Source organism: Arcobacter sp. CECT 8989, from assembly GCF_004116715.1.
Classification (GTDB): domain Bacteria; phylum Campylobacterota; class Campylobacteria; order Campylobacterales; family Arcobacteraceae; genus Halarcobacter.
Genome location: NZ_PDKE01000004.1, coordinates 26,554 through 53,351 on the forward strand (window position 1 = coordinate 26,554; position 26,798 = coordinate 53,351).

A 26,798-nucleotide genomic window follows, 5' to 3' on the forward strand; every position below is an offset into this window, starting at 1 on the left:
TATCAATCCTGGAAATCAATTTTTTTTATGATATCAATTAATTGTTTATACTCATCTGTATCAAGTTCCAATAAAATCAACTTTTCTGTGAGTAAATTATGGTTTGTTATTTTTTTAATATATTTATTACTATCTATAAAATCCCTTAAAAGTAGACTTTCAAGATTTTTAATAGTATCTTTTTTAGTGTCTTTTTCTGTAGAAAAATTATCAGTATAAAATTTAATAATATTTTTAAATTTATTATTCTCTAAATCATCAAAACTCTTATATTTATAAATTTTATGAATAAGTGTAAGAATTAAAAATGAAGCATTGTTCTTTAAAATAGCTAATTCTATGTCTTTATTTGTAAACTCTTTATGTCCAAAATCAGAAGATAAACTTAAATCATAACCATGGAACATCTTTTCTAGATTTAGAAAATATTTTTCAAAAGTATAATCTAATGGATAGGCATTAATATCATGGTAATGAATATGAGAGAAATAGTAAAGTTGTTCTCCTATTAGATTATTTAAGATATTTATATGCTTAACGTCTAAAGGAATAGTTAGTTTTAACATGTTTTTCGATTCTTTTAGAATTTGAAAGAAGTTATCTATATTAGGAATCTTATTCTTATCATTTATAAAAGTATTGCAAAGCTCTGTAAAAACTTTTATAAGTAAGGTATAAAGCTTAAACTCTAGCTCAAATTTTTCTTTATCTTCATTAAAACTTTTTTTCAATAACTCTTCATAAAATCTAAATACCTTAGCTATTTCATCTAAGTTATAATCATCAATCTTTTTAATTGAAAAACTATTATCAAATGTAAGCTTATCTATTAATTCTAAAAGTTTTATATCATCGATAATAGGACTATTAAGTATAGTTTTAAGGTTTGCTTTTGAATGTTCATAAAGTGTTGTTAGATTTTCGCTACTTTTCATGTTAACCTTAAATCGTTAGTTGGATTATTATAATCAAATACACCTTACATAATTAATAAATTAAAATAGTTGTTTTAATTAAGTTTCTATAATATAAATTTGATATAATCACCCTAAATTATTACATAGGATTTTTATATGAGAGACTGGTTAGACAATCATAAAGATGATGAAGTAAGAACACAGATGTATTATGCCAAAAGAGGTATTATTACTCCAGATATGGAGTATGTAGCAAAAGTAGAAAAAATTGAACCTGAACTTGTAAGAGATGAGATTGCAAGAGGAAGATTAATTATTCCTGCAAATATTAATCATAAGCATTTAAAGCCAATGGCTATTGGTATGGCTTCTTCATGTAAGATTAATGCAAATATTGGATCATCTGCATTAGCATCAGATATTGCTGGTGAGATTGAGAAAGTTGATGTATGTCTAAAACATGGTGCAGATACTATTATGGATTTAAGTACAGGTGGAGATTTAGATTCAATTAGAAAAGCTGTTATTGAGCACTCAACAGTTCCAATTGGTACAGTACCAATTTATCAAATCTTACATGATGTAAAAGATAAAATTGAAGATTTATCTATTGATGTTATGTTAGATGTTTTAGAAAAACAAGCACAACAAGGTGTTTCATACTTTACAATTCATGCTGGTTTCCTTTTACAGTTTATGCCACATATTGCAAAAAGAAAAATGGGAATCGTTTCAAGAGGTGGTTCTTTAATGGCTGCATGGATGATGCACTACCATAAAGAAAATCCATTCTATGATGCATTTGATGATATTTTAGATATTTGTAGAAGATATGATGTATCTTTATCTTTAGGTGACTCTTTAAGACCAGGGTGTCTAGCAGATGCATCAGATGAAGCACAATTATCTGAATTAAAGATTTTAGGTGAATTAACACTTAGAGCTTGGGAAAAAGATGTTCAAGTTATGATTGAAGGACCAGGTCACGTTCCATTAAATCAAATTGAAAGAAATATGAAACTTGAAAGAGAGTATTGTCATGAGGCACCTTTCTATATCTTAGGACCACTTACAACTGATATTGCTGCTGGTTATGACCACATCTCTTCTGCAATTGGTGCAGCTGTTGGTGGATGGCATGGAGCTAGTATGCTTTGTTATGTAACTCCAAAAGAGCACTTAGGATTACCAAATGCAAATGATGTTAGAGAAGGTATTATCGCATATAAGATTGCAGCTCACTCAGCAGATATTGCAAGAGGAAGAAAAGGTGCAAGAGATATTGATGATGAAATGTCAGATGCAAGATATGCCTTTGATTGGAATAAACAGTTTGAATTATGTTTAGACCCTGAAAGAGCAAAAGAGTATCACGATGAAACTCTTCCTCAAGATGTATTTAAAGAAGCAGAGTTCTGCTCAATGTGTGGACCAAAGTTTTGTTCATATAAAATCACACAAAAGATTGTAAAAGATCATGGTGATAAGATTGAAGCAACTGCTACAGCTTAGTATTTTTTAATAAAATATGAGATATAAAAAAGGTCAAGTTTTTTTTACTTGACCTTTTTTTATTAATGATTTCAATTAAGACAAAAATTATCCTATTTGAAATATAATATCGTGAAAATTTAAGAAATAAAAATTAAGGTTCCTAAAAAATAGGGGCTATTTATAAGGAAAATATATGGCAAATATAGCTGATATAAAAGCAGAGTTATCAAAAGTTATATATCCAGGTTTCCAAAAATCAATTGTTGATTTTGGTTTCGTAAAAGATATTCAAGTTGATGCTGATGATGCCTGTACAATACTTTTAGATATTACTTCAAGTGCAGAAGATGTTTCTTCTAAACTAGAAGAAGATATTTCAAAAGTTTTAAGTGCAATTGGTGTTACAAATGTAAATTTAAAAATTTCTAAACCAGAAGCTCCAAAACAACAAAGTAATAGTACAAGTGGAAGTAATATCGCTCCACAAATCAAAAACTTTGTAATGGTAAGTTCAGGAAAAGGTGGAGTTGGTAAATCAACTACTACTGTAAACTTAGCAATTGCCGCTGCAATGCAAGGTAAAAAAGTTGGTATCTTAGATGCTGATATTTATGGACCAAATATTCCTAGAATGATGGGTGTAAATGGACTTGAAGTTGAGGTAGTTGGAAATAAAGCTAAACCTTTTAATGCCTTTGGTGTTGCTGTAATGTCAATGGGTTCTTTAATGGAAGAAGGTCAATCTCTAATTTGGAGAGGGGCTATGATTATGAAGGCTATTCAACAACTATTAAGAGATATTCTTTGGGAAGATTTAGACATTTTATTTATTGATATGCCTCCAGGAACTGGTGATGCACAATTAACTCTTGCTCAAAGTGTACCTGTAACATGTGGTATTAATGTTACTACTCCTCAACATGTTGCCCTTGATGATTCAAGAAGATCTTTAGATATGTTCCAAAAACTTCATATTCCTATTGGTGGAATTGTTGAAAATATGAGTGGATTTATTTGTCCTTCATGTAATACAGAATCTGATATCTTTGGACAAGGTACTTGTGAAGATTTAGCAGACCAATATAATACTCAAGTATTAGGATTACTTCCAATTGAACCTGCAATTAGAGAAGGTGGAGATGCTGGTAAACCAGTAGTTTACTTTAATCCTGAATCTGAATCAGCAAAAAGATATATGATAGCTGCAGAAAAACTAATTAGCTTTGTAGATGAAAATGAAGATAAAGCAGAAAATGCTTCTATTCAACCAACTACAAATGGTGTATCTGCTTGTTCTACAAGTGGTGCAGCCGCTTCTCAAACACAAACTCAACAACAATCATCTGGTGGATGTGGAACAGGTTGTGGTTGTCACTAAATAAAAAGAGCTTTTGCTCTTTTTATTCTTTCTTGTCGTTTTTATACAATTAATTAACTTCCTCTTTTTATATACTTCTTAAAAAAGGAGTTTATATGAAAAAAATACTTGTACTACTAGCCCATGATGATTTAGAAAAATCTCTTGTAAATAAAAGAATCAAAGAAGAACTAAGCTGTGAAGAAAATGTTCTTTATAAAGATTTAAATGAACTATATCCTGACTATAATATTGATGTTAAAAAAGAGCAAGAAGACTTAAAAGATATCTCAAAAATTGTATTTCAATTTCCAATGTATTGGTATAGTGCACCAGCACTAATAAAAAGATGGGTTGATTCTGTTTTAGAGTATGGTTATTCTTATATCATAAATGAAAAAGGCGATTTTGAAGCCTTAGCTTTAAAAGGTAAAAAGTTTCAAACTCTTGTTTCAATGGGAGCAAAAGAGGAATCATTTTATGGTGAAGATAGATTGAGTGTGAAAGAGTGTTTAAACTCATATTTTTATACAATGGAAATGTTAGGTACAAAAAAAATAGAACCTTCATTTATCTATGGTTTAGGTTATGGTGATATTGAAGAAGAAAGACTTCAATCTTATATTCAAGAAGTAAAAGAAAAGGTATTAGAAAACTAGTGGCATATTTTAATAAAGAGTTAGATGAAATAGGTTTTAAACTTTATGAACCATGTGAAAAACTAAAACCTTATATTCTAAACTATTGGAAAATAGAAGCAAATCTTACTGAAAAAAGAAGCTTGAAAATACTAACTGACGGGAGTTTAGGATTTGTAATAAATTTTGCAAATCCATTCTCTTTGGAGGTTAGCCAAAAGCAAATGCTATGTAGTTCAACAGTAACTTTAATGGGGCAAACAAAATCTCCAACAATCATGAATTTTAACAATAAAATTGAAGCCTTTGGTATTAGGTTTAATCCAGCAGGAGCATATAGGTTTTTTGATGAAGAGCTTTCTAGTTTTCAAGATAGAAATATAGATTATAAAGACTCTTTTTGGAATTTTATGGAACTTTTTGAGAAGCTAAAAATATGTAGTGAAGAACAAAGGGTCATATTATGTGATGAGTTCTTATTAGAAAGATTAGCTTTATCAAAAAAGGAAAACTCAAAATATACTTTTGAAATTATTGATTTAATAAATAAAAGAAAAGGTGATATTTCAGTTGAAGAGTTAAGTTCGTATTTTGATATTTCTGTAAGACAAATTGAGAGAATATTTAAAAAAGAGTTAGGACTAACTGTAAAACTTTTTATTCGAATAATAAGGCTTCGAAATACAAGGGATAAAATAAGTTCTTTAAAAGTAGATACCTTAACTAATACTGCTTATGATAATGGTTTTTTTGACCAAGCACATTTTATCAAAGAGTTTAAATCTTTTATGAGTGAAACACCAAAAAACTACTACTCAAATAAACTTCAAATGGCAAAAGAGCTTAACTACAAAAAGTATAAAGCCTAGTCGTTTTTTTACAATTAAAAATATACGCTTTTTATTAGAATTCATAAAAAAGGATATTTATGAATTTATTACTAAATGAAAAACTTATTTTACTCTATGCAAGACTATTTTTAGCTTTTAGTTTTTTATCAGCAGTTGCAGATAGGTTTGGTTTTTGGGGAAGTGCAGGAGAAGAGGGAATTGCTTGGGGAGATTTTCAATCTTTTATTGAATATGTAGCTTATTTAAATCCATTTTTATTTGACTCTTTGATTCCTTCTCTTGCATATGTTGTAACAGCTTTAGAAATCATTTTAGCTCTTTTTCTTATCTTTGGTATATATTTAAAGGAAAGCTCTTTTATTAGCTTTATTATGCTTTTATTGTTTGCATTGGCTATGAGTTTTACTTCAAGTATAAAAGTAGCATTTGATTATTCTGTTTTTAGTGCAAGTGCTTTAGCATTGTTACTTTTTTTAGTTTATTACAAAGAAAAGAATAAATTAGCATAAGAAATTTTTAATTTACTCAAAAATTATTATAAACTATAAATAAAGACAAAAGGAGCTAAGAAATGTTTTTAACTGAGATTTTTATATTTGTTGTAGTTGGATTATTAGCTTTTATGGGAGCTAGTTTTGTGGTAAAACACTTTATTAGAAAGAAAGAGAAGAAAGCCTAGCTTTTAGCTTAGGCTTATGATTCTCTTGAGTTTTTTTCTTCAATTCCAGATAATCCAAATCTTCTAGAAAGCTCTTGTTTTACTCTATCTGGATTGATTCCTTTACTTGAAAGGGCAACTAAACTATGATATAGTAAATCAGCTGCTTCATAGATAATCTCTTCTTCATCATTATCCTTAACAGCAAATGTAAATTCACCTGCTTCTTCTACAATCTTTTTAAGCATAGAGTTCTCTTTACCTTGTAAAAGTTTTGCAGTGTATGATTTTGAAGGGTCATCATTTTTTCTTGATTCAATTACATGGTATAAAGTATCAATTACACCATAGGCATTTGTAGTATTTACTTCTACATCAAGTTTAATTTCATCATTTTCTAAATCAGTAAAGAAACATGATTTTCTTCCTGTATGGCAAGCAACACCATTTTGGTTTACTTTTAATAAAATAGTATCATTATCACAATCAACCATTGTAGAAACAACTTCTTGTGTATGTCCAGAGCTTTCACCCTTTTTCCATAGTCTTTGTTTACTTCTACTAAAGTAATGAGCTTGTTTTGTTTCAAGTGTTAGTTTTAATGCTTCTTCATTCATATATGCAAGCATTAGTACTTCATTTGTTTTTGCATCTTGTGTAATAACAGGAATTAATCCATCCATCTTTTGCCAATCTATTTTATCTACCATACTCATTTTCCCTTTTTATCACTAAATATTAAAACTTTTTACCAAGCTCAACTTCTATTTTATCTATAGATTTTGTTTCATTATTTATATCAAAATTACTTTTTATATTGATATCTTCTTCTTTTGAAGGATCAATAGGTTCATTAGTAGGTTTTGAATTATTCTTATAAGTAATGATTCCTTTTTTTACTTTTGGAGCATTATCTATTTTATTTTTAACTTCTTCATATACATTTGAGTTGTTTTGATAGTAGTTATTCTCTTTTGGAAGTTCTGTATTAAGTTCTTTTTTTATTTCTATATTTGAGTAGTCTACATTATTTTCAGCTTTTAAAGCTAGAAAAAGTAAACCTAATAATAATATATATTTCATGTTTGTTCAAAATAAGAAGTAAAAATACTTCTTATTTCCTTTTATTTATTAATTGCGCTATCTCTTGACTTATCTTTAGTGTCAACCCAGATATTTGGAGTTGAACCACCAGGTGTTAAGAAAATCTTAGCATCTTTGTTTTCTCTAAGAGCTTCGTTAAATTTACCTTGAACTTGAATTTGTTGCATTTGAAGTAACTTAGGTGTAAGTGAGTTTGCAATAGCTTTATTAGCAGCCGCTTGTGCTTTTGCTTCAATAGTAACAGCATCTGCTCTACCTTGTGCTTCAATTCTGTTTCTGTCAGCCTCACCCTTTGCAAGTGCAGCTTTTTTCTCAGCTTCTTGTTTTGCTCTTTGAACTTCGTATCTAACTCTTTCAGCTTCTTGGTTAGCAATTTGAACTCTCTCAATTTGCTCTTTGATTTTTGGAGGAAGAACGATTTCTCTTAATTGAACAGACTCAACTGTTACAGGAGTTCCTTCTAAAGACTCAATTTGAGTTCTAATTCCATTTTCAATTAAAGTTGCAATCTCATTTCTCTTTGTTGGTAACTCTTCTGCATTAAATCCACCAACAACGTTTCTTACGATGTTTCTTACAACTGGGTTAACGATTTTATCTTCCCATGCTGGTCCCCAAGTTGCAATAGTAACTGGTGCTCCTGCTGCTGTAAGTCTATATTGAGTAGTTAACTCAATTGAAACTGGTAAACCTCTTGCATCAAGAATATTAATTGCTGGGTTTAATTTGATACTTTGATCAAAACCTGCACTACCACTTGTTTCAACAGATGCATAGTTAATAAGTCTTACTTTTGTATCAACTACAATAACCTTTTGGAATACTGGAATATATAAGTGGAAACCAGGATTTAATGGTCTATCTTCATATTTACCTGTTGTAACTTTGATACCTACTTGACCAGATTCAATAATTACAAATGGTTTAAAAATAAATAGTGCAGCTAAGATGATAATAACTGCGTAAATTAGACCAGCTTTTTTACCAAAGTTTTTAAAAAACTCAGGTGGCTCAAAAGGAGGTTGGTAGTTACCACCTCCACCATTATTAGAGTTGTTACCCTTATTTTGTTGTTGTCTATTTTTAAAATAGTCGTTATCTATTGGCATAAATTACCCTTTTTTGTTTTAGTTAATATAAGTTAAATACTTTTCATACTTTTCATTCTTACCTTGAACAGCATCAAAGTAAGCAGTCTGTAAGGCTTCAGTAATTGGACCTCTTTCACCAGCTCCAATAATTCTACAATCAATTTCTCTAATAGGAGTTACTTCAACAGCAGTTCCTGTAAAGAAAGCTTCATCTGCGATATAAACTTCTTCTCTTGTAAGTCTTCTTCTTACAACTGTATACCCTAAGTCTTCAGCTAAATCAATAACTGTAGCTTGAGTAATAGACTCTAATGAGTTATCGTTTGGAGGAGTAATAATAACACCATCTCTTACGATAAAGAAACAAGCACCAGATGCTTCAGCAATATAACCTTGGTCATCTCTTAATAAAGCTTCGTCATAACCAGCTTCAACTGCTTCAAATTTTGCCATTTGAGAGTTTAAGTAGTTAGCAACAGCTTTTGCTTTTCCCATACCAGAAGTATTTGAGTTTCTAGTCATAGATGCGATTTTAACTCTAACACCTTTTTTAAGACCTTCTTCTCCTAAGTATGCTCCCCATTCCCATGCAGAAACAGAAACATTTACAGGTGCATCTTTATGATACAGACCCATAACACCGTAACCTAGATAAACTAGTGGTCTAATGTATGCTCCCTCAAATAATTCATTTTTTTGTAATAGTTCAACTTGAGCATCATTTAACTCATCTGCTGAAAAAGGAACATCAATAAGAGTCATTTTAGAAGAGTTAATTAATCTTTTAGTGTGCTCTTCTAGTTTAAAGATAGCACATCTTCCATCATGTGTTTTATAAGCTTTAGTACCTTCAATTGCACCATTCCCATAATGCAATGTGTGACTTAATACATGAACTTTTGCGTCATGCCAATCAACAAATTTCCCATCCATCCAGATGTATTTTGCTTCTGTCATTTATCCATCCCTATAAATAAAGTAATTGTTTTCAATTTACTTTTTGATTTTTGTCTGATAGTTTATCCAAGCTTGCTTTAAATTAAAGTGAATGATTGTTTTTACCTCTACAACTAATAATTATATTAAACTAATGTGAATTTAACATGGAGTCTTTTTAAGAATATTTTCTTTTTAATTTGATATTATCCAAATAAAAAATTAAAGGTAATGTTATATGTCTCAACAAGAGTTTTGGAATAGCAAATTTTCAAGAGATGGATATCTTTATGGACTAAAACCAAATAGTTTTATAGCAAGTAAAGTAAAACTTTTTAAAAGAGCTGGAAAGGTTTTATGTTTAGGTGAAGGGGAAGGAAGAAATGCAATTTTCTTAGCCAAAAGAGGTTTTAATGTAACTGCAATTGATGCTTCTGATATTGGTCTTTCAAAATTAGAGCAAAGAGCAAAAGAAGAGGGCTTAAATATTAAGACTATTTGTCTAGACTTAAATGACTGGGAAGCTGAAGAAAAATATGATGCAATAGTTGCTTCTTATTTACATATGTATGAAGAAGATAGAACAAAACTGTTTGAAAATATTGATGAGTCATTAGCTTCAGAAGGTGTATTTGTAGGAGAGTTTTTCTCTGTAAATCAGTTAAACTTTTCAAGTGGTGGACCAAAAGATGAAAAGCTTTTATACAAAGTAGAAGATTTTAAAAACCATTATGCTTTTTCAGATGCAGATATAAAAGAGCAAATCACTATTTTAGATGAGGGAAAAGGTCATCAAGGTGAAGCTAGTGTTATAAGAGTTTTACTTTCTGATAATTAAAAATTTATAATAAACCCTTTAGCTTTAATAAAAAATTTAATATTTAATAACTACAATTATGAAAATTATTATCAATAAGGAAATAGTTATGAATATTAAAAAAGTTCTAATAGGGTTTATTTTTCTTGCAGTTACAAGTTTAAGTGCCCATGAGTTTTGGGTAGACTCACAAAACAATATAACACCTTCTTTTAACATTGGATATGGACACGACTTTCCAAAGCTAGAAAAAATAGCAGAGGATAGAGTAGATATTTTTGAAGCTTTAAAAATAACAAGTGAGAAAAAGACCCTTGAATTAAAAAGAAGTTCTAGTCCTAACTATAATTATGAATTAAATCAAAAACTTGAAAATGGCTCATATATTTTATCAGGGGTTTATAAACCAACTTACTGGACAAAAGATGAAAACTTCAAGTGGTTTAAAGGTAAAGCAAAAGATGAGATTTCTACAAAAGCAACATATTGTGAAAAGGCACACTTAGAAGCTAAGAATATATTTTCTATAGGGAATAAACATAGTGATATTGTTACAAAACCTATTGGACATAAGCTGGAGATAATACCTTTATCTAATCCAAAAGATTACAAAGTAGGAGAACCTTTTAAGGTAAAAGTTTTATTTAAAAATAGACCTTTAAAAGTATCAGTAGTTAAAGCAACTTTAGAAGGATATTTAAAAGGCAAATATGCTTATTATGGAAGAACTGACTTAAGAGGAGTTACGGAAATATTGCCACTTAAAGCAGGTAAGTGGTTAGTAAAAGTAGAAGTAGAAAAAGAGTTAAAAGATAATACAAAATGCGATAAAGAGATAAATGTTGCCACATTAACTTTTGATATAAAAGAGTAAGTTTTAGTTTAAAGAGTTTGGATGTTAGAGTATTATAAAGAGATCTCTTACTATTTACTAAGACTTACAAAAGATAAAGATTTAGCAAGGGATCTTACTCAAGAAACCTATGCTAAAGCTTTGGAAATAGATAAAAAAGCTGAAAAGACTACTATTCAAAAAGCATATCTATATAAAATAGCTTATAGTCTTGTGATAGATAAGGCTAGAAAAAATAAAAAAATATCCTATACAAGTTTCGAAGAAGAACAATATTCAATTCCTAAAAAAGAGTGTCCAGAAGAAATCTTAAGTGATGAAAAAAGAGAACAAAAATTAAAAAAATGTATTAGTACTCTTTCAAAGAGAAATAAACAAGCTTTTGTTTTACACGTTTATAAAGGGCTTACACGAAAAGAGATTTCTGAAATTATGGGAATAAGTGTAAATGCTGTAGAAAAAAACATAACAAGAGCAACATTGAAGATAAAAGAACAAATGAAGAAAGAGTATTAATGGATTTATTAGAAGAGATAGATAAAAAAGCAATAGCTTGGATAATAAAAGAGAAAGAAGGCTTAAATAAAAAAGAAAAAAATGATTTAGAAGTTTGGTTAAAAAATAAAACCCACAAAAAATCATATGATGAAAATAAAAAGCTTCTTTTTGACTGTAAAAGTTTGGATGATAAGTTTATAGATGAGCTTTGTAGTGAGTTTAATGAAAAGCATGAAAAAATAAATATATTTCAAAAAAGTAAATATCTTGTTGCATCTATAGTAGCCTTAGTATTTTTATCATTTTTCTTTTTGCAAGAGAATAATAGAGTACTCTTTTCTAAAGAGTTTATTAGTAAAAATGAAAAGATATTAAATATTGCATTAGAGGACAACTCTTTAATAGATTTAGACGTAAAATCTAAACTAAAAGTTGAATACTATAAAGATAAAAGAGTTGTTGAATTTCAAGAAGGTAAGGCTTTGTTTTTTGTATCAAAGGATAAAACTAGACCATTTATTATTAAAATGAGAAATGCAGAGATTGAGGTTTTAGGAACAAAGTTTGAGGTTATAAATTTAGATGAAAAAGTAACTGTAAAGGTTCTTAGTGGAGTAGTTAAAGTAAGTCATATCTCTGATTTAAAAAAGAAAAAAGACTTAATTCAATTAAAAAAAGAGGAAAGTTTTTCTTTAGATAACAAAGGAAATATTCTAGATTTTAGTAGGGCAGATTTAACTCAAATAGCTAGTTGGAAAAATGATTTTATATATTTAGAAAATAATAGTTTGAAAGATGCTACATCTTTTTTCCAAAGATATGTTAATAAAAAAGTAGAGTTTGACTCTTATGAAATCTCACAATTAAAAATCTCAGGAAAGTTTTCCACAAAACATTTTGATGATTTCCTTGATTCTATAAAGCTTTTATATTCTCTTAAAATAGAAGAAAAAGAAGAAGTTTTAAAAATATCAAAAAAATAAAAAATATTCTGTCCGTTTTTCAAATCTTATTCGTTTAATGTATTAGAGATAATAGTTCTCAAAATCATAAACAAAAGAAGGAAAGAAATGAAGCTACTGAAAAATTCGTTAGTTGCCCCAAGTTTAGCTTTACTTTTAAGTGTAAATCTTTTTGCCCAAGAGTCGTACACCATAAAAGATAAAACTTTAAAAGAGGCATTAGAGATTATATCAAAAAAATCTAAGTTGTCATATATTTCAAAAGATAAGCTTTTAGAGTCACGAAAAGTAAATGATATTAAAGATGTAAAAGAGTTAGAAAAAGCATTAGAAGAACTTTTAGCAGGAACAGGTTTAGAAGCAGTTCTAAATAAAAATACAATTATTATCAAAGAAAAAAAGAGTAATACCTCTTCAAAAGAGTCTGATAATCTAGGTGAAGTAAATGTAACTGAAAGCCTACAAACTAAAATGGCTAATAAAAATTTCTCAAGTGATGCAAATCTAGGATTATTTGGTGAGTCAAATATAAAAGATGTTCCAATGTCAGTGGTTACTTTTACTAAAGATAGTATTAAAAATAATCAAGCTAGACAATTAAGTGATTTGATTACACAAGACTCTTCTGTACGAAGCTCAGGAGCATATGGAGATAATGCTGAATCATTTTATCTAAGAGGCGTTCCTTTAGGAGATTGGAATCAAGGGGAATATGCTTTTGATGGTATATATGGTGTAGCTCCAAACTACAAAGTGCCCACTGATCTTTTTGATGCAGTATCTGTTGTAAAAGGACCAAGTACAATTCTTTTTGGAATGTCTCCAAAAGGAAATACAGGTGGAGCTATAAACTTAGTTCCTAAAAGAGCATATAAAGACTCAAATGAGATTGAGTTAAGATATACAAATGATTCAAGACCAGGAATTGCAACTGATATCTCAAGAAGATTTGGAGAAGATAAACAGTTTGGTGCAAGGCTAAATTTAGCTTATGATAATGGTGACTCTGTAATTGATAATTTAGAGAGTGAAGCATTTAGTGGCTCTTTAAGTCTTGACTATATATCTGATAACTTTATTACAAGTTTAGATTATATTTCAACTTTTGAAAATATTGATGCTCCTTTTAGAAGATTGTATATAGCTGATGGAGTAGATTTAGCAAGTGCACCTGATAATGATTTTAACTTAGCCCAAGATTGGGAATACTCAAAGGCGGATGAAAATCTAGCTTTATATAAGTTTGATTACTTTTTTAACGAAGATACTCAAGTTGGTTTTTATTTAGGTGGTGGTCAATCTGATGTGGATAGATTATTTCAAAAAGGAGCAGTCCTTCAAAACTCAAATGGTGATGTAAAAACAAAGTTTAGTAAAGGGACATTTGATGTTTCAAGGTTTACATATGGAATAAAAGCAAACACATCATTTAAAACAGGAAGTTTAAATCATAGAATCAATTTTGATGCATCTTCATATGAAGGAAAAGTTAAAACTAGAGTAAATACAGATTCAACAAACTATGATAGTAATATTTATAATCCTACAAAGATTTCAAAAGTTGATTTAACTTTACCCGATGAAAAAAGAACAGATACTATTTTAGAGTCTTTTGCTATCTCAGATACTATTTCAAATGAAGCAGAAGATATTAGATTTACTTTTGGAGGAAGATATCAAAATGTAGAATCTATAAATTATAATACTTTTGGTGATAAAACAAGCCATTATGATGATTCAAGGCTTTCTCCTTTTGTTGGACTTGTTTATAAACCTCTTGATGATTTAAGTTTATATGCAAACTATTCACAAGGCTTAAGTGCTGGACAAAATGCTCCTACTGGAAGTACTAATGAAGGTGAATCTTTAAAGCCATATAAGACAACTCAAATAGAAGTAGGTGCAAAATACAACTACAATAATATTGATTACTCTTTAGCTTTATTTGATATGGAAAGAAAAAAAGGTGAATCAGGAGCTGATAATACTTATGCTTCAACTATGAAGTTGCAACATAGAGGTATTGAGATTTCTGCTTTTGGAAAATTAACTGAGACAGTTAGATTCTCTTCTGCATTAACATATATGAAAACAAAAATTAAAGAGACTGAACAAACTTATGCAAATGATGAGGTAGGTGGTGCTCCAGAGCTTTTAGCAAATATAGGACTTGATGTTGATGTTCCTTTTGTAAAAGGCTTATCTTTTGGAAACTATTTAATTTATAGTGATGAACAATATGTAAGAGATGGTTCAACTGTAAAACTTCCTTCTTGGACAAGATGGGATATGGGATTAAAGTATGAAACTAAATATAATGGGAATGATTTAACTGTTATGTTTGATGTGGATAATGTGACAAATAAAGCTTATTATGAAGGTGCTTCTCAATGGGGACATATATCATCAGGAGAGCCAAGAGTATTTAGTTTAAGTCTAAATTACAAATTCTAAAACTAAGAAAGTAGGGCGTTGCTCTACTTTTTTACAACTAAGTTGCATTTCTTTTTTACTTTTATTGCTTAACAACTTTTTAACCATAATTTAAATACACTATCTACTATTTATAAACCAAAAAAACAAAGATAATAAGAAAAAATGATAGACATAAAAAAACTAATAGAAGAAAAAGTTATAATTATTGATGGAGCTATGGGGACACAACTTCAAATAGCAGATATCAAAGATGAGTACTGGTTACATGAAGGTATTAATTTAGAAGGTTGTAATGAGCTTTTAAATTTAACTGCACCTCATGTTTTAGAAGGTATCCATGATGCTTACGCAAAATCTGGAGCTGACTTTATTACTACAAATACTTTTGGTTCTATGCCATGGGTTTTAGATGAGTATGATATTCCACAAACTTCATATGAGCTTTCACGTCTAGGAGCTGAGCTTGTTAAAAAGTCTTGTGATAAGTATTCAACTCCTGAAAAACCAAGATTTGTATTAGGTTCTATTGGACCTGGAACAAAGCTTCCTTCTTTAGGACATATCACATATGATGAGATGTTTGAAGGTTATAAAATCATGGCACAAGGTTTAGTTGATGGTGGAACAGATGTGTTCTTACTTGAAACTTGCCAAGACCCTTTACAAATCAAAGCTGGACTTCATGCTTTAAAAGCAGTAGCGCCAGAAATTCCTATTATGGTATCTGTAACAATTGAGCTTAGTGGTACTATGCTTATTGGAACAGATGCAATGACAATTGCAGCTATTATGGAGCCATTTAATATTTTATCTTTAGGATTTAACTGTGGTACTGGACCAAAACAAGTACATAAGCATGTAAAAACTTTAAGTGAAGTATGTAAGTTCCCAATTTCTGTTCACTCAAATGCAGGTCTTCCTCAAAATAGAGGTGGACAAACTTATTATCCAATGCAACCAAAAGAGTTTACAGAACTAACAAAAGAGTTTTTAGACTTTAATGGAGTATCTTTCTTAGGTGGTTGTTGTGGTACAACTCCTGAGCATATTGAAGCTTTAGTAAAATCAGTTGAAGGAATAGTTCCTAAAAAACCAAGTGGATTTTTAAAAGCATCACTTGCATCACTTTTTAATACAGTTCCTTTAAAGCAAGACCCCGCACCACTTCTAATTGGTGAAAGATCTAATGCAACTGGTTCTAAAGCCTTTAGAGAACTTCTTAAAGCAAATGATTATGAAGGTACTTTATCAGTAGGTCAACAACAAGTACGTGCAGGAGCTCATGTTATTGATGTATCTGTAGGATTTGCAGGTCGGGATGAAACAGGAGATATGGATAAAGTAGTATCTTTATATTCTCAAAAAGTTTCATTACCACTTATGCCAGATTCAACTCAAGTTCCAGCACTTGAAGCAGCTTTAAAACAAATTGGTGGAAGATGTATTATAAACTCAGTAAACCTAGAAGATGGGGAAGAGAAGTTTGATGAGGTTTGTAAGTTAGCTAAAAAGTTTGGTGCAGCACTAGTTTGTCTTGTAATTGATGAAGTTGGTATGGCAAAAAGTTTAGAGCGAAAACTTGAAGTTGCTGAAAGAATCTATGATTTATGTGTAAATAGACATGGATTTAAACCTGATGACTTAGTATTTGATATGCTTACATTTACTATTGGTTCAGGGGATGATGAGTATAGAACGGCAGGTATTGAAACTCTTGAAGCAATTAAGGAGTTCCAAATAAGACATCCAGAAGTAGGAACTACACTTGGACTTTCAAATATCTCATTTGGACTTGACCAAAAAGCAAGAGTTTATTTAAACTCTATTTATCTTGACCATTGTGTAAAAGCAGGTCTTACAAGTGCAATTGTAAATGTTAAGCACATCTTGCCATTAAATAAAATCTCTGATGAAGACAGAAAAGCTTGTGATGATTTAATTTTCAATAATCAAGAAGATGGTGACCCTTTATTTAAATTCATTGAACACTTTGCAAACGTTGGTGATATGGAAGAACAAAGTGATGAAGAGTATCAAAAACTAGAACCAATTGACAAAGTTAAAAAGCTTCTTTTAGATGGTGATAAAGAAAGAATGTTACCACTAGTTGAAGAGTTAAGACATGAAGTAAATCCAGAAATTATAGTAAATGAATGGCTAATTGATGGAATGAAAGTTATTGGGGAATTGTTTGGTTCTGGTCAAATGCAATTACCATTTGTACTTCAAAGTGCAGAGACTATGAAAGCAACAGTTGATGCTTTAAACCCATATTTACCAAAAGAAGAGAAAGCAAGTGAGACTGTACTTGTACTTGGAACAGTAAAAGGTGATGTTCACGATGTTGGTAAAAACTTAGTAGATATTATTCTTTCAAATAATGGATTTAAAGTAATCAATATTGGTATCAAAGCTGATTTAAATGACTTTATCATAGCTGTTAAAGAACACAAAGCTCAAGCAATAGGTATGAGTGGTTTACTTGTAAAATCAACAGCTGTTATGAAAGAAAATCTTGAAGAGTTACAAAAGCAAGGTATAGATATCCCTGTACTTCTTGGTGGAGCTGCACTTACAAAAGGTTTTGTAAATGATTATTGTAGATCAATCTATGATGGCCCAATTTTCTATTGTAGAGATGCTTTTGATGGTGTTGTTTCAATGCAAAGAATTGAAGATGGTGATTTAGAAAATACAGCACTTGCTGCTGATTTAGTTGATGAAGAAGAAATTGCACGAAAAGAAGAAAAAGAAGTAGTTATCAATGAAGAAGATATCGTTCTTCCAGAAGCAGGGCAGTTTACATTCCCCCCACTTTGGGGAAGAGTTGCTTTAGATAGTTCGGCTATTGATAAAGATTTAGTATTTAAATGGATTAATCATAGAGTTTTATTTAGACAAAGATGGGGATATAAAAGAGCAAAACAATCGAAAGAGAAGTTCTTAGACCATGAAAAAAATGTGGTTGAACCTATTTATGAGAGATTAAAAGAAGAGTTTATTGAAAAAGAACTTTTTGACCCAATTGCTATTTATGCTTATTATCCTTGTATTTCAAAGGGTAATAAACTATATATTTTCTCTGAAGAGTATGCTTTCCATTCAGAAGAAGAAGCAAAAAATATACCACCATTAGAAAAAGCTATAAAAGTAATGGAGTTCCCAAGACAAAGAAAAAAACCTCATAGATGTATAGCTGATTTCTTTGCAAATGATAGACTTGATGTAGTTGCCTTTACTTTTGCAAGTGCAGGATTAAAGCTTAGTCCTTATGAAGCAGAACTTTATAAAGATAGTAAGTTTACAGAGTATTATCAAGTACATGGATTAGGTGTTGAGTTAGCAGAAGCCTTAGCAGAGGTTTTACACAAGCAAGTAAGACTTGACCTTGATATTGTTCCAAAAGAAGGAAATACTTTACATGATGTTCAAATGAAGCAGTATATAGGTTGTAGATACTCTCCTGGATATGCAGCTTGCCCTGATTTAGAACAAAGTAGAGATATGTTTGATTTACTAAAACCAGAAGAGTTTGGAATAGAGCTAAGTGAAACATTCCAAATTCATCCAGAACAATCAACGTGTGCAATTGTAGTGCCTCACCATAAAGCAAATTACTACAATGTATAATATAAAGAAATCTTAGATAAAATGATTTCAATTATAAAATAGGAAAACAAATGCCTCATAGAGAAAAAACGATTAAAGATAGAGTATTAGACTTTGTTTATATTTTATCAAAACAACCGATTTTATTAAGAGATTTATTAGATGCAAATAGACAATACAATGAAGGTATGCATGTAGACCCAGCAAGATTAGGTTTTAGATTAAGACTAGGGCGAGCATACTTTGTATATATAATGATTGTATTATCAATTATAGTACCTATTTCAGCAATATTACATAAACCCTTAGCAAATATTGACCCACATATCTCTATCTTAGGGGCAATGGTTATTACTGCTGTGATTTTTATTGGATTTAATTTCTTTAGAGCAAAACTAAGAGATGAGATTACAAAAAGACAAATCAAAAAGTCTTGGAGGCTTAGATTTCCATACTTCTTATATGAAGAGTATAATCAAAAAATCGAAGAAATCTATGAGCAAGCAATCAAAGAAGAAATTTCTAAAAAAGATTTAGAAAGATATATATTAGATAATCTTGTAGAAGATTAATCATAAAGGGCTTTTAGCTCTTTATTTCTTTCCTGTTTTAACTGCATATCAATATACTTAGCTTCCATATCTTTTTTATTTTTAATTGCAATTGTTTGTTTCATTTTTCCAGTAGGATTTACTTCATAAATCTCAAAACCAGCTTCATATAAAGATAGTCTTACATTACTCGCTATTGAATAAGTGGTTACCACTGCATTTTCATTTGTTATAGAAAATAGTTTACTGAAGTACTCAACTGTCCAAAGCTCACCATTAACTTCAGAACTAAAAGCATCTTGAAATATAATATCAAGGTTATCAAGTGTTTTTATGTACTCCCTTGCATCACCTATAAAAAGTTCTATTTGTATATTTTCATCTTTGTATTTTTTTGTTTCAAGAAGTTCTTTTATAATATGAGATATTTTTTCAAACTCTTGTGGAAACTCAAACTCTTTTAATGACTCAATTAGTTCACCACCAAGTTCTGGTGAAAAGATTTCTAGCTTTTTATCAAGACCATTTTCTAATACATAGTTTATAGTAGAAAAGGTGTTGTATCCTAGTCCAAAACAGATATCAAGTATTCTTAAATATTTTTTATCTTTGTGAAAATTAAAGCTAGGAATAACATGTTTTGTCAGTGATTCTTGAATAGCACCTGTTTTTATATCATGAAAGTGTTGATTATATTTTGTAGAATATAGTGTATTTGAGTTATCGTTAGTTTTTACTATCATATTTTAATCTAAGCCCCCAAGGGCTTAGTATTAGTTTCCTAAAGAGTTTAACTTCTCTTCTGAAAGGAAAAGTTCTTTATTTGACATTACACCAATGTTTTGGTTTAAAATATCTTGTGCAATCTCTTTTGCTTCTTCAAGTGAATGCATTTTATAAGTACCACATTGGAACTCATTTAATTCTGGAATATCATTTTGTGATTGTACATTTAATACATCTTCCATAGCTTGTTTCCATGCAGTTGCAACTTGCTCTTCAGTTGGAGCTCCTAATAAACTCATATAAAAACCAGTTCTACATCCCATAGGAGATACATCAATGATTTCTACTGTATCAGAGTTTAAATGCTCTCTAATAAATCCTGCAAAAAGGTGCTCTAAAGTGTGAATACCTCTTTCACCTAACATTTTTTCATTTGGTACACAGAATCTTAAATCAAATACTGTGATAATATCACCAGATGGTGACTTCATAGTCTTTGCAACTCTTACCGCTGGTGCTGGCATAATTGTGTGGTCAACTCTAAAACTATCTAATAATGGCATTTTATAAACCTTTCTTTTGTAATTATTTTTGGATTTTAGCTAAATAAAGTTAAATGGGTGATTAGTATTAAAAAGTAGTATTTATCATATCAAATAGCTTTAGAAAGGACGATGTTAGAAGTAGGAGTACTTGACGGGTAGGCTATTTGATATGATATTGAATTTTAAGAGGCTGCTATCTCTTAAAAACATAATATTAGTATAACAGAATATAAACTATGGGTTTTAGAATAACTGTCTAAAAAATATCCAAAATGGATTTTAGTTATTGTTTATATTGACTTTTGAAATAATATCTTTTAGATAAGCTTCTGCTTTTCTTTTTTGTAAGTATGCAAAAGCAACTACTATAATAACTCCAATTCCATAGGTTAATAAAATTGCTAGAACTATAATAATAGTTAAAAGAAGTGTATCATGTAGTTCTGCATCTACTTGAATCTCTTTTGAGTCAATCAAGACTTTTGTATTAAAGCTAAGAAAAGTATTTAGTCTACATTTATTGATTTCAAAACTATTTTTCCCTTTGATTGATTCGTACTCTTTATTATCTAATAGTTTTGTGTATAAAGAGTCTAAGAACTCATCTTTATCTCTTTTTAGAGTCTCTTTTATTGATATATTAAATAGGCTCATTGCTAACCTTTTTTATTTTAGTATATCAAGTTAGTAAAAAGTCGTGTGAATTTAGTTGTATAGTTTTTAATCTTTTGTATAGACAGTAGACTAAGGTTATTCAACCTTAGCTTCTTCTATAACATTTACTTCTAATTCATCACTATAATCCATAGAAGCCCATCTTTGAAGTTGTCTATATCTATATTGAGCATCTTTTTGGTTTTTATTTAATAGTTCATCAGCATGTTCTGGGTTTAATTTCTTTAAAGATCTATATCTGTTCTCTTTTAGTAAGAACTCCTCATATCTATCCCAATTTGGTTTCTTACCATATATTTTAATAGGATTTTGTCCTTCATCTATCTTTCTTGGGTCAAAAGTATATATAGGCCAGTATCCACAATCAGTTGCAAGTTGTCCTTGTTCAACTGATTTCATAAGTCCACCTTGAATACCATGGGCAATACATGGAGAATAACAGATAATTAAAGATGGTCCATCATAAGCTTCTGCTTCTTTCATAGCTTGTACTGCTTGCTTTTGATTTGCCCTTGAGTTTATTTGAGCTACATAGATATTTCCATATGTCATAGAGATATAGCCTAAATCTTTTTTAGCATTTGGTTTACCATCATTTGTAAAATCAGCAATAGAACCAGCTCTTGCAGCTTTAGATGATTGTCCCCCAGTATTTGAATAAACTTCTGTGTCTACAACTAAGATGTTTACATTTTCACCTGTTGATAAAACATGGTCAACTCCACCATATCCAATATCATAAGCCCAACCATCTCCACCAATCATCCATTGTGATTTTCTTACAAGGTATTTTCTTAAAGATAATAACTCTTTCACTCCATTTTGGTCTTGATTATTTTCAAGCTGAGGCACAAGTTTATCTCTTATCTCTTGAGTTTTAACTCCATTGTTTCTATGCTCTAGCCACTCTTTATAAAGTACTTTTAGAGGATTTGATACTTCATCCATACTCTTTAGCATAATTCTTGCAATTCTATTTCTAATAGTCTCATTTGCTGCATGCATTCCATAACCAAACTCAGCAGTATCTTCAAATAAAGAGTTTGCCCATGCTGGTCCTTTACCTTTTTCATTTTTAGTATAAGGAGTTGAAGGTGCTGAAGCAGAATAAATAGAAGAACATCCCGTAGCATTTGCAATCATCATTCTATCTCCAAACAGTTGCGTTGCTAGAGTGATATATGGAGTTTCTCCACAACCTGGACAAGCTGAGTGGTACTCAAAAAGTGGTTGTGCAAATTGTGAGTTTTTCACATTGTTTTTTTCTACTAAATAGTCTTTATAAGATACGTCATTAAATAAATAGTCAGCATTTTCTTGTTCATTATTTTTATCTTCAACACCATATGGAACCATTTTTAAAGACTTCTCTTTTGTAGGACAAATATCAACACAGATATTACAACCTGTACAATCTAAAATAGATACTTGGATTTTATATTTTAAGTCTTTGCCTTTAAACTCTTTTCCTTTTGCATCAAGTGAGTGTTCTTTTACTCCAGTTGGAGCATTCTCATACTCTTTTTCATCTAATAAAAATGGTCTAATAACAGCATGTGGACATTCAAAGGCACATTGATTACACTGAATACAGGTATCTTCATTCCATTGAGGAACCATAGTTGCAATTCCTCTTTTTTCATATTTTGTTGAACCATTTTCAAAGGTACCACATTCCATTCCAAGTTCTACTATTGTAGAAACTGGTATTTCATCACCTTTTGCAGCATTAACGATTTTTGCAAAGTTTTCTACATATTTAGAACCTTTGTAATCACTATTTATTACAAGCTCTTTAGCTTCATACTCTGTCCACTGTTGTTTTACTTCAATTTCTTCAACTCCATGTTCCCCTTGGTCAATTGCAAGATAGTTCATTCTAACTATCTCTTCACCTTTGTTTCCATAAGCTTTTTTTGCATACTCTTTCATATACTCTTTTGCTTCTTCATATGGAATGATATTTGCTAATTTGAAAAAGGCAGCTTGCATGATAGTATTTGTTCTATTTCCAAGTCCAATATCATGGGCTAGTTTTGTTGCATTTATGATATAAAATTTGATGTTTTTATCAGCAAGTATTTTTTTTACTCTATTTGGAATCTTACTCTCTATCTCATCTTTTGAGTGAATAGAGTTTAATAAAAAAGTACCATTCTCTTTTAGTTTATCTACAACTTCATATTGTTCTAAATAAACCTCTTTTGAACAGGCTACAAAACTTGGATTTGATACAAGATAAGTTGAACGAATAGGGTTTTTGCTAAATCTTAAATGTGACCTTGTGTAACCACCACTTTTTTTAGAATCATAAGCAAAATATGCTTGTGCATAAAGCTCAGTTTTATCACCTATAATCTTTACAGAGTTTTTATTTGCTCCAACAGTTCCGTCTGCTCCAAGTCCATAAAATAGACACTCATTTACATCTTCTACAACTGAGATATTCTCTTTTACCTCAATTGAAGTATTTGTAACATCATCTATAATACCTACTGTAAAGTTGTCTTTTGAATTATCACTTGCAAGATTATCAAATAGTGCAATTATTTGATTTGGTGGTACATCTTTTGAAGAAAGTCCATATCTTCCACCAATGATTTTAGGTTGATTTTTTTGTCCATAGAATAAGGCTTTAACATCAAGATATAAAGGTTCTCCTAAACTTCCTGGTTCTTTAGTTCTATCAATTACACAGATTCTTTCAACACTTAACGGTAAAACATTCATAAAATATTTTGCAGAGAAAGGTCTATATAGATGAACCGTAAGAAGTCCAACCTTTCTATTCTCTTTTTGGTTTAAATAATCAACTGTTTCTTTAATAGTTTCAGTAACAGAACCCATAGCTACGATTACATCAGTTGCATTTTCATCACCATAATATGTAAATGGAGCATAATCTCTTCCAGTGATTTTAGAAATCTCTTTCATATACTCATTTACAACATCAGGTAAAGCATCATAATATCTATTTGAAGCTTCTCTTCCTTGGAAGTAGATGTCATCATTTTGAGCAGTTCCTCTTGTGATTGGTGATTCTGGGTTAAGTGAAGTGTCTCTAAAAGTTTGAACTGCTTCATAGTCAATTAGTCTATCAAACTCTTCATATGGCAATACTTCGATTTTATTTATTTCATGTGAAGTTCTAAAACCATCAAAGAAGTGTAAGAATGGAACTCGTCCTTTTATAGCACTAAGATGAGCAACTCCTGCTAAGTCCATAACTTCTTGAACTGAACCAGTTGCAAGCATAGCAAAACCAGTTGCTCTTGTACTCATAACATCTTGATGGTCACCAAAAATAGATAATGCATGTGTTGCCAAGGCTCTTGCACTAACATGTATAACACCAGGTAATAATTGTCCCGCTACCTTATACATATTAGGGATTTTTAAAAGTAATCCTTGTGAAGCTGTAAATGTTGTAGTTAATGCACCAGCTTGTAAAGAACCATGAAAAGTTCCTGCAGCTCCTGCTTCACTTTGCATTTCAATAACTTTTACAGTAGAGCCAAAAAGGTTTTTCTTGCCTTGTGTAGCCCATTTTTCTACATTGTCTCCCATTTGAGAAGAGGGTGTAATAGGATATACTCCTGCTACTTCTGTAAAGGCATATGAAACATATGCAGCCGCTTCGTTTCCATCCATTGTAGCAAACTGTTTATTCATTATCTATCCTTATAATTCTAGGTCTATATATAGATAATAATTAAATAAAACTTAAAAAAGTATGAATAGTAATTAAGTAAAGTAAATTTAAAAGTAATAAACTAATAAAAGATTACATATCTTTTATTAGTTGTACAGCTTCAAGAGGGTTTTTTACGATAAATGGCGTATGTTCTTTTAGTGAGTCTTCTTTTCCATAACCACAAGTTACACCAACACAGTTAACTCCTGCACTTTGTGCTGCGATTAAATCAAGCTCAGTATCTCCTACCATCCAGATATCACAAGTTTGTTTTATTTGCATTAAATCAAGTGTTCTGTGAATTGGTTCTGGGTGAGGTTTTGGATGTTCTACATGCTCTCTACCTGTGATGTGTTCAAAGTATTGCATCATATCCATGTGCTCTAATAGTTCTTGGCTATAAAGTCCAGTTTTAGTTGTAACAACAGAAAGTCTTGCAAAAGTATTTGCTAACTCAACAGCCTCTTTTGCAAACTCTAATAGCTCTGTTTGTTGTCTTGATATTTGTCTGTATCTCTCTTTATAAGAATCAACAAAGTCCCATACAACTTCTTTGTCAATACCTAGTTCTTGATACATAATATCTAAAGGGTGTCCGATTAAAGATTTGATATCTTCATCTGTTCCTTGAAAATCGTAATTTAGTTCTTTAAATGAGTGATGGAAAGTAGATACAATAGCCTCTGTTGAGTCTATTAAAGTTCCATCTAAATCAAAAAGTATAATTTTTTCCACTAATATTCCGCCCTAAAAATTTTATTTGTAATATAGTATAAAATTCATTACAAGCATATTTAATAAATAAACTAATTTATTAGGGTTTTATCCAGTCTTTTTGATTGTGCATAACTCCAATAAATGCGGGCTCTACATTTTTAATTTCTGAGTTAACTACTGTAATTGAATTTGGAATATATAAAAACAAATAAGGTAAGTCATCACTGATTATTTTAAAAAGTTTTTTATATATCAAGCTTAGTTTTTTTTGTTCAATTGTTAGAGAACCTTTTTCAATGAGTTCATCTACTGTAGGGTTTCTATATCCTGTAAGATTAAATCTTCCAAGTTTATCTGAATCACTATGCCATAGAGGATAAGCATCTGGCATAAGAGCTAAACTCCATCCTAAAAGTACAGTTTCAAACTTTCTTGGATGAAAAACTGTATTTAAAAAAGCTTGCCACTCCATTACTTTGATTTTAGCTTTAACTCCAATCTTTGCAAGTTGGTATTGCATGATAAGAGCTGCATTTAGCCTTATATCATTTCCTGTATTTGTAACTATTTCAAAAGTAAAAGGGTTGTTTTTATCATATCCTGCTTGTTTTAAAAGCTCTTTTGCTTTTTCTTGGTTTTGTTTTATTTGAGTAACCTCTTCATTAAAAGCAAAACTTCCTGGTAAAAAAGGACCATTGCAAACCTTTCCATGGCCAAAGAAAAGAATATCAACAATCTCTTGTCTATCTATTGCAAGAGAGAGAGCTTGTCTTATTCTTTTGTCTTGGAATTTTTTATTTCTAAGGTTAAAGCCCAAGTATGTGTATGCAAAACTTTGTTGCTCTACTATCTTAAAATCTTTTTTAAATTTTTCATTGATTTGTCTATCTATTTGAAGGGGAGTTAATCCTCCTACATCAAGTTTATTTTCTTTAAGCATTAAAAAAACAGTATCAGGACTTGGAAGAAACTTGAAATGAATATTATCAATTTTAGGTTTGCCTTCAAAATAGTCTTCATTTGCTTTTAAAATGATATCTGAAGAGTTTTTAAATGAATCAAGTTTATATGGACCATTTCCTATAGGATTTTTATTAAAAGAGCTTGTCATCAAGTTTTTTTCATCTTTTAATATATGTTTAGGCAAAAGACCTATCATCCAGATGTTTAAAGCTTTAAAATAAGGTTTTTTGTAGATTACTTCAAGGGTATAATCATCTAAGGCTTTTACACTTTTTACTTCTTTAAAGTTTGAAACAATAGAGTTAAATACTTTAGGATCTATAATCTTCTCATAGGTAAAAACTACATCATGGGCAGATACTTTAGCCCCATCATGCCAAAGAACATCTTTTCGTAAAGATATTAGAAGTTTTGTATTATTTTCAAATTTGTATGAAGAAGCAATGTCATTAACTATATTTCCATCTTTGTCATATTTAAATAGTCCATTAAATAGCCACCCAGATACTTGAGAGCTAGCAGTATCATTTGATAAAATAGGATTTAGTCTACTAGGACTTGAAGTCATTGAAAGGTTTAGTGTACTTGCAAAAACATATAGAGAAAAAAAGATTTGAATTAATAAAATAGAAGTAAGCTTTTTCATGAAAAAAATTATATCCTATTAATACTTTTTATACTAGCAAAACATAAATCTTACATCTTT

General features: G+C 30.2%; 23 protein-coding genes. 12 read left to right on the forward strand and 11 right to left on the reverse strand.

Going from position 1 to position 26,798, the window contains the following annotated elements:
• Positions 1–2: 2 nt before the first annotated feature.
• Entirely contained in the window at positions 3–935 is a 933-nt protein-coding gene (locus tag CRV02_RS04930) for a hypothetical protein (RefSeq protein WP_129089408.1), read from the reverse strand.
• 138 nt (positions 936–1,073) lie between these two features.
• Between CRV02_RS04930 and thiC the strand changes: the two genes are divergently transcribed.
• The 5 genes from thiC to CRV02_RS04955 all read left to right on the forward strand — a co-directional run bounded on the left by thiC (position 1,074) and on the right by CRV02_RS04955 (position 5,766).
• Positions 1,074–2,429 carry a phosphomethylpyrimidine synthase ThiC gene (thiC, locus tag CRV02_RS04935; RefSeq protein ID WP_129089409.1) on the forward strand — a complete coding sequence of 452 codons (1,356 nt, stop codon included), beginning with the start codon at positions 1,074–1,076 and terminating at the stop codon, positions 2,427–2,429.
• A 175-nt stretch (positions 2,430–2,604) separates the two neighbouring features.
• Positions 2,605–3,789 carry an Mrp/NBP35 family ATP-binding protein gene (locus CRV02_RS04940; protein WP_129089410.1) on the forward strand — a complete coding sequence of 395 codons (1,185 nt, stop codon included), beginning with the start codon at positions 2,605–2,607 and terminating at the stop codon, positions 3,787–3,789.
• A 95-nt stretch (positions 3,790–3,884) separates the two neighbouring features.
• Positions 3,885–4,427, forward strand: coding sequence for an NAD(P)H-dependent oxidoreductase (locus CRV02_RS04945; RefSeq protein WP_129089411.1), 543 nt, complete (start codon positions 3,885–3,887; stop codon positions 4,425–4,427).
• Positions 4,427–5,275: a helix-turn-helix domain-containing protein gene (locus tag CRV02_RS04950; RefSeq protein ID WP_129089412.1), complete on the forward strand. Its 849-nt coding sequence runs from the start codon at positions 4,427–4,429 to the stop codon at positions 5,273–5,275. Before CRV02_RS04945 ends, CRV02_RS04950 begins: the two co-directional genes overlap by 1 nt.
• Positions 5,276–5,334: 59 nt before the next feature.
• Positions 5,335–5,766 carry a MauE/DoxX family redox-associated membrane protein gene (locus CRV02_RS04955; protein ID WP_129089413.1) on the forward strand — a complete coding sequence of 144 codons (432 nt, stop codon included), beginning with the start codon at positions 5,335–5,337 and terminating at the stop codon, positions 5,764–5,766.
• Positions 5,767–5,950: 184 nt separating this feature from the next.
• On the opposite strand, the gene hisIE is transcribed toward CRV02_RS04955, so the two are convergent.
• From hisIE to CRV02_RS04975, 4 genes are read right to left on the reverse strand one after another with little or no spacing between them, the layout of a single operon-like run.
• A complete protein-coding gene (gene hisIE / locus CRV02_RS04960; RefSeq protein WP_129089414.1) occupies positions 5,951–6,631 on the reverse strand; it encodes a bifunctional phosphoribosyl-AMP cyclohydrolase/phosphoribosyl-ATP diphosphatase HisIE in 681 nt (226 codons plus the stop codon).
• Positions 6,632–6,653: 22 nt separating this feature from the next.
• Entirely contained in the window at positions 6,654–6,998 is a 345-nt protein-coding gene (locus tag CRV02_RS04965) for a hypothetical protein (protein WP_129085692.1), read from the reverse strand.
• Between the two features lie 41 nt (positions 6,999–7,039).
• A complete protein-coding gene (locus CRV02_RS04970; RefSeq protein WP_129089415.1) occupies positions 7,040–8,128 on the reverse strand; it encodes an SPFH domain-containing protein in 1,089 nt (362 codons plus the stop codon).
• A gap of 18 nt (positions 8,129–8,146) precedes the next feature.
• Entirely contained in the window at positions 8,147–9,067 is a 921-nt protein-coding gene (locus tag CRV02_RS04975) for a branched-chain amino acid transaminase (RefSeq protein ID WP_129085694.1), read from the reverse strand.
• Positions 9,068–9,284: 217 nt separating this feature from the next.
• Between CRV02_RS04975 and CRV02_RS04980 the strand changes: the two genes are divergently transcribed.
• From CRV02_RS04980 to CRV02_RS05010, 7 genes are all read left to right on the forward strand, one after another.
• On the forward strand, positions 9,285–9,884 hold the full coding sequence (locus CRV02_RS04980; RefSeq protein WP_129089416.1) for a cyclopropane-fatty-acyl-phospholipid synthase family protein: 600 nt from the start codon (positions 9,285–9,287) through the stop codon (positions 9,882–9,884).
• An 88-nt stretch (positions 9,885–9,972) separates the two neighbouring features.
• A complete protein-coding gene (locus CRV02_RS04985) occupies positions 9,973–10,737 on the forward strand; it encodes a DUF4198 domain-containing protein (protein WP_164968962.1) in 765 nt (254 codons plus the stop codon).
• Positions 10,738–10,758: 21 nt separating this feature from the next.
• On the forward strand, positions 10,759–11,232 hold the full coding sequence (locus tag CRV02_RS04990; protein WP_129085697.1) for an RNA polymerase sigma factor: 474 nt from the start codon (positions 10,759–10,761) through the stop codon (positions 11,230–11,232).
• Entirely contained in the window at positions 11,232–12,197 is a 966-nt protein-coding gene (locus tag CRV02_RS04995; protein ID WP_129089418.1) for a FecR family protein, read from the forward strand. The genes CRV02_RS04990 and CRV02_RS04995 overlap by 1 nt, the downstream gene beginning before the upstream one ends.
• Positions 12,198–12,284: 87 nt before the next feature.
• A complete protein-coding gene (locus CRV02_RS05000) occupies positions 12,285–14,630 on the forward strand; it encodes a TonB-dependent siderophore receptor (protein ID WP_129089419.1) in 2,346 nt (781 codons plus the stop codon).
• A gap of 144 nt (positions 14,631–14,774) precedes the next feature.
• The gene (metH, locus tag CRV02_RS05005; RefSeq protein WP_129089420.1) at positions 14,775–18,242 is read left to right on the forward strand and encodes a methionine synthase; all 3,468 of its coding nucleotides are present in this window, start codon (positions 14,775–14,777) and stop codon (positions 18,240–18,242) included.
• Positions 18,243–18,292: 50 nt separating this feature from the next.
• Positions 18,293–18,793: a hypothetical protein gene (locus CRV02_RS05010; protein WP_129089421.1), complete on the forward strand. Its 501-nt coding sequence runs from the start codon at positions 18,293–18,295 to the stop codon at positions 18,791–18,793.
• Here CRV02_RS05010 and CRV02_RS05015 read toward each other — a convergent pair.
• From CRV02_RS05015 to CRV02_RS05040, 6 genes are all read right to left on the reverse strand, one after another.
• Positions 18,790–19,515, reverse strand: coding sequence for a tRNA (5-methylaminomethyl-2-thiouridine)(34)-methyltransferase MnmD (locus CRV02_RS05015; RefSeq protein WP_129089422.1), 726 nt, complete (start codon positions 19,513–19,515; stop codon positions 18,790–18,792). The genes CRV02_RS05010 and CRV02_RS05015 overlap by 4 nt on opposite strands.
• A gap of 30 nt (positions 19,516–19,545) precedes the next feature.
• The gene (gene luxS / locus CRV02_RS05020; RefSeq protein WP_129089423.1) at positions 19,546–20,061 is read right to left on the reverse strand and encodes an S-ribosylhomocysteine lyase; all 516 of its coding nucleotides are present in this window, start codon (positions 20,059–20,061) and stop codon (positions 19,546–19,548) included.
• Positions 20,062–20,322: 261 nt separating this feature from the next.
• Positions 20,323–20,697, reverse strand: a complete 375-nt coding sequence (locus CRV02_RS05025; RefSeq protein ID WP_129089424.1) for a hypothetical protein — start codon at positions 20,695–20,697, stop codon at positions 20,323–20,325.
• 96 nt (positions 20,698–20,793) lie between these two features.
• Positions 20,794–24,390 (reverse strand): pyruvate:ferredoxin (flavodoxin) oxidoreductase, encoded by a 3,597-nt coding sequence (nifJ, locus tag CRV02_RS05030; protein WP_129089425.1) that lies wholly within the window; start codon positions 24,388–24,390, stop codon positions 20,794–20,796.
• A 112-nt stretch (positions 24,391–24,502) separates the two neighbouring features.
• Positions 24,503–25,147: an HAD family hydrolase gene (locus CRV02_RS05035; protein WP_129089426.1), complete on the reverse strand. Its 645-nt coding sequence runs from the start codon at positions 25,145–25,147 to the stop codon at positions 24,503–24,505.
• 79 nt (positions 25,148–25,226) lie between these two features.
• Positions 25,227–26,738 carry a peptide-binding protein gene (locus tag CRV02_RS05040; RefSeq protein WP_129089427.1) on the reverse strand — a complete coding sequence of 504 codons (1,512 nt, stop codon included), beginning with the start codon at positions 26,736–26,738 and terminating at the stop codon, positions 25,227–25,229.
• Positions 26,739–26,798: the final 60 nt, after the last annotated feature.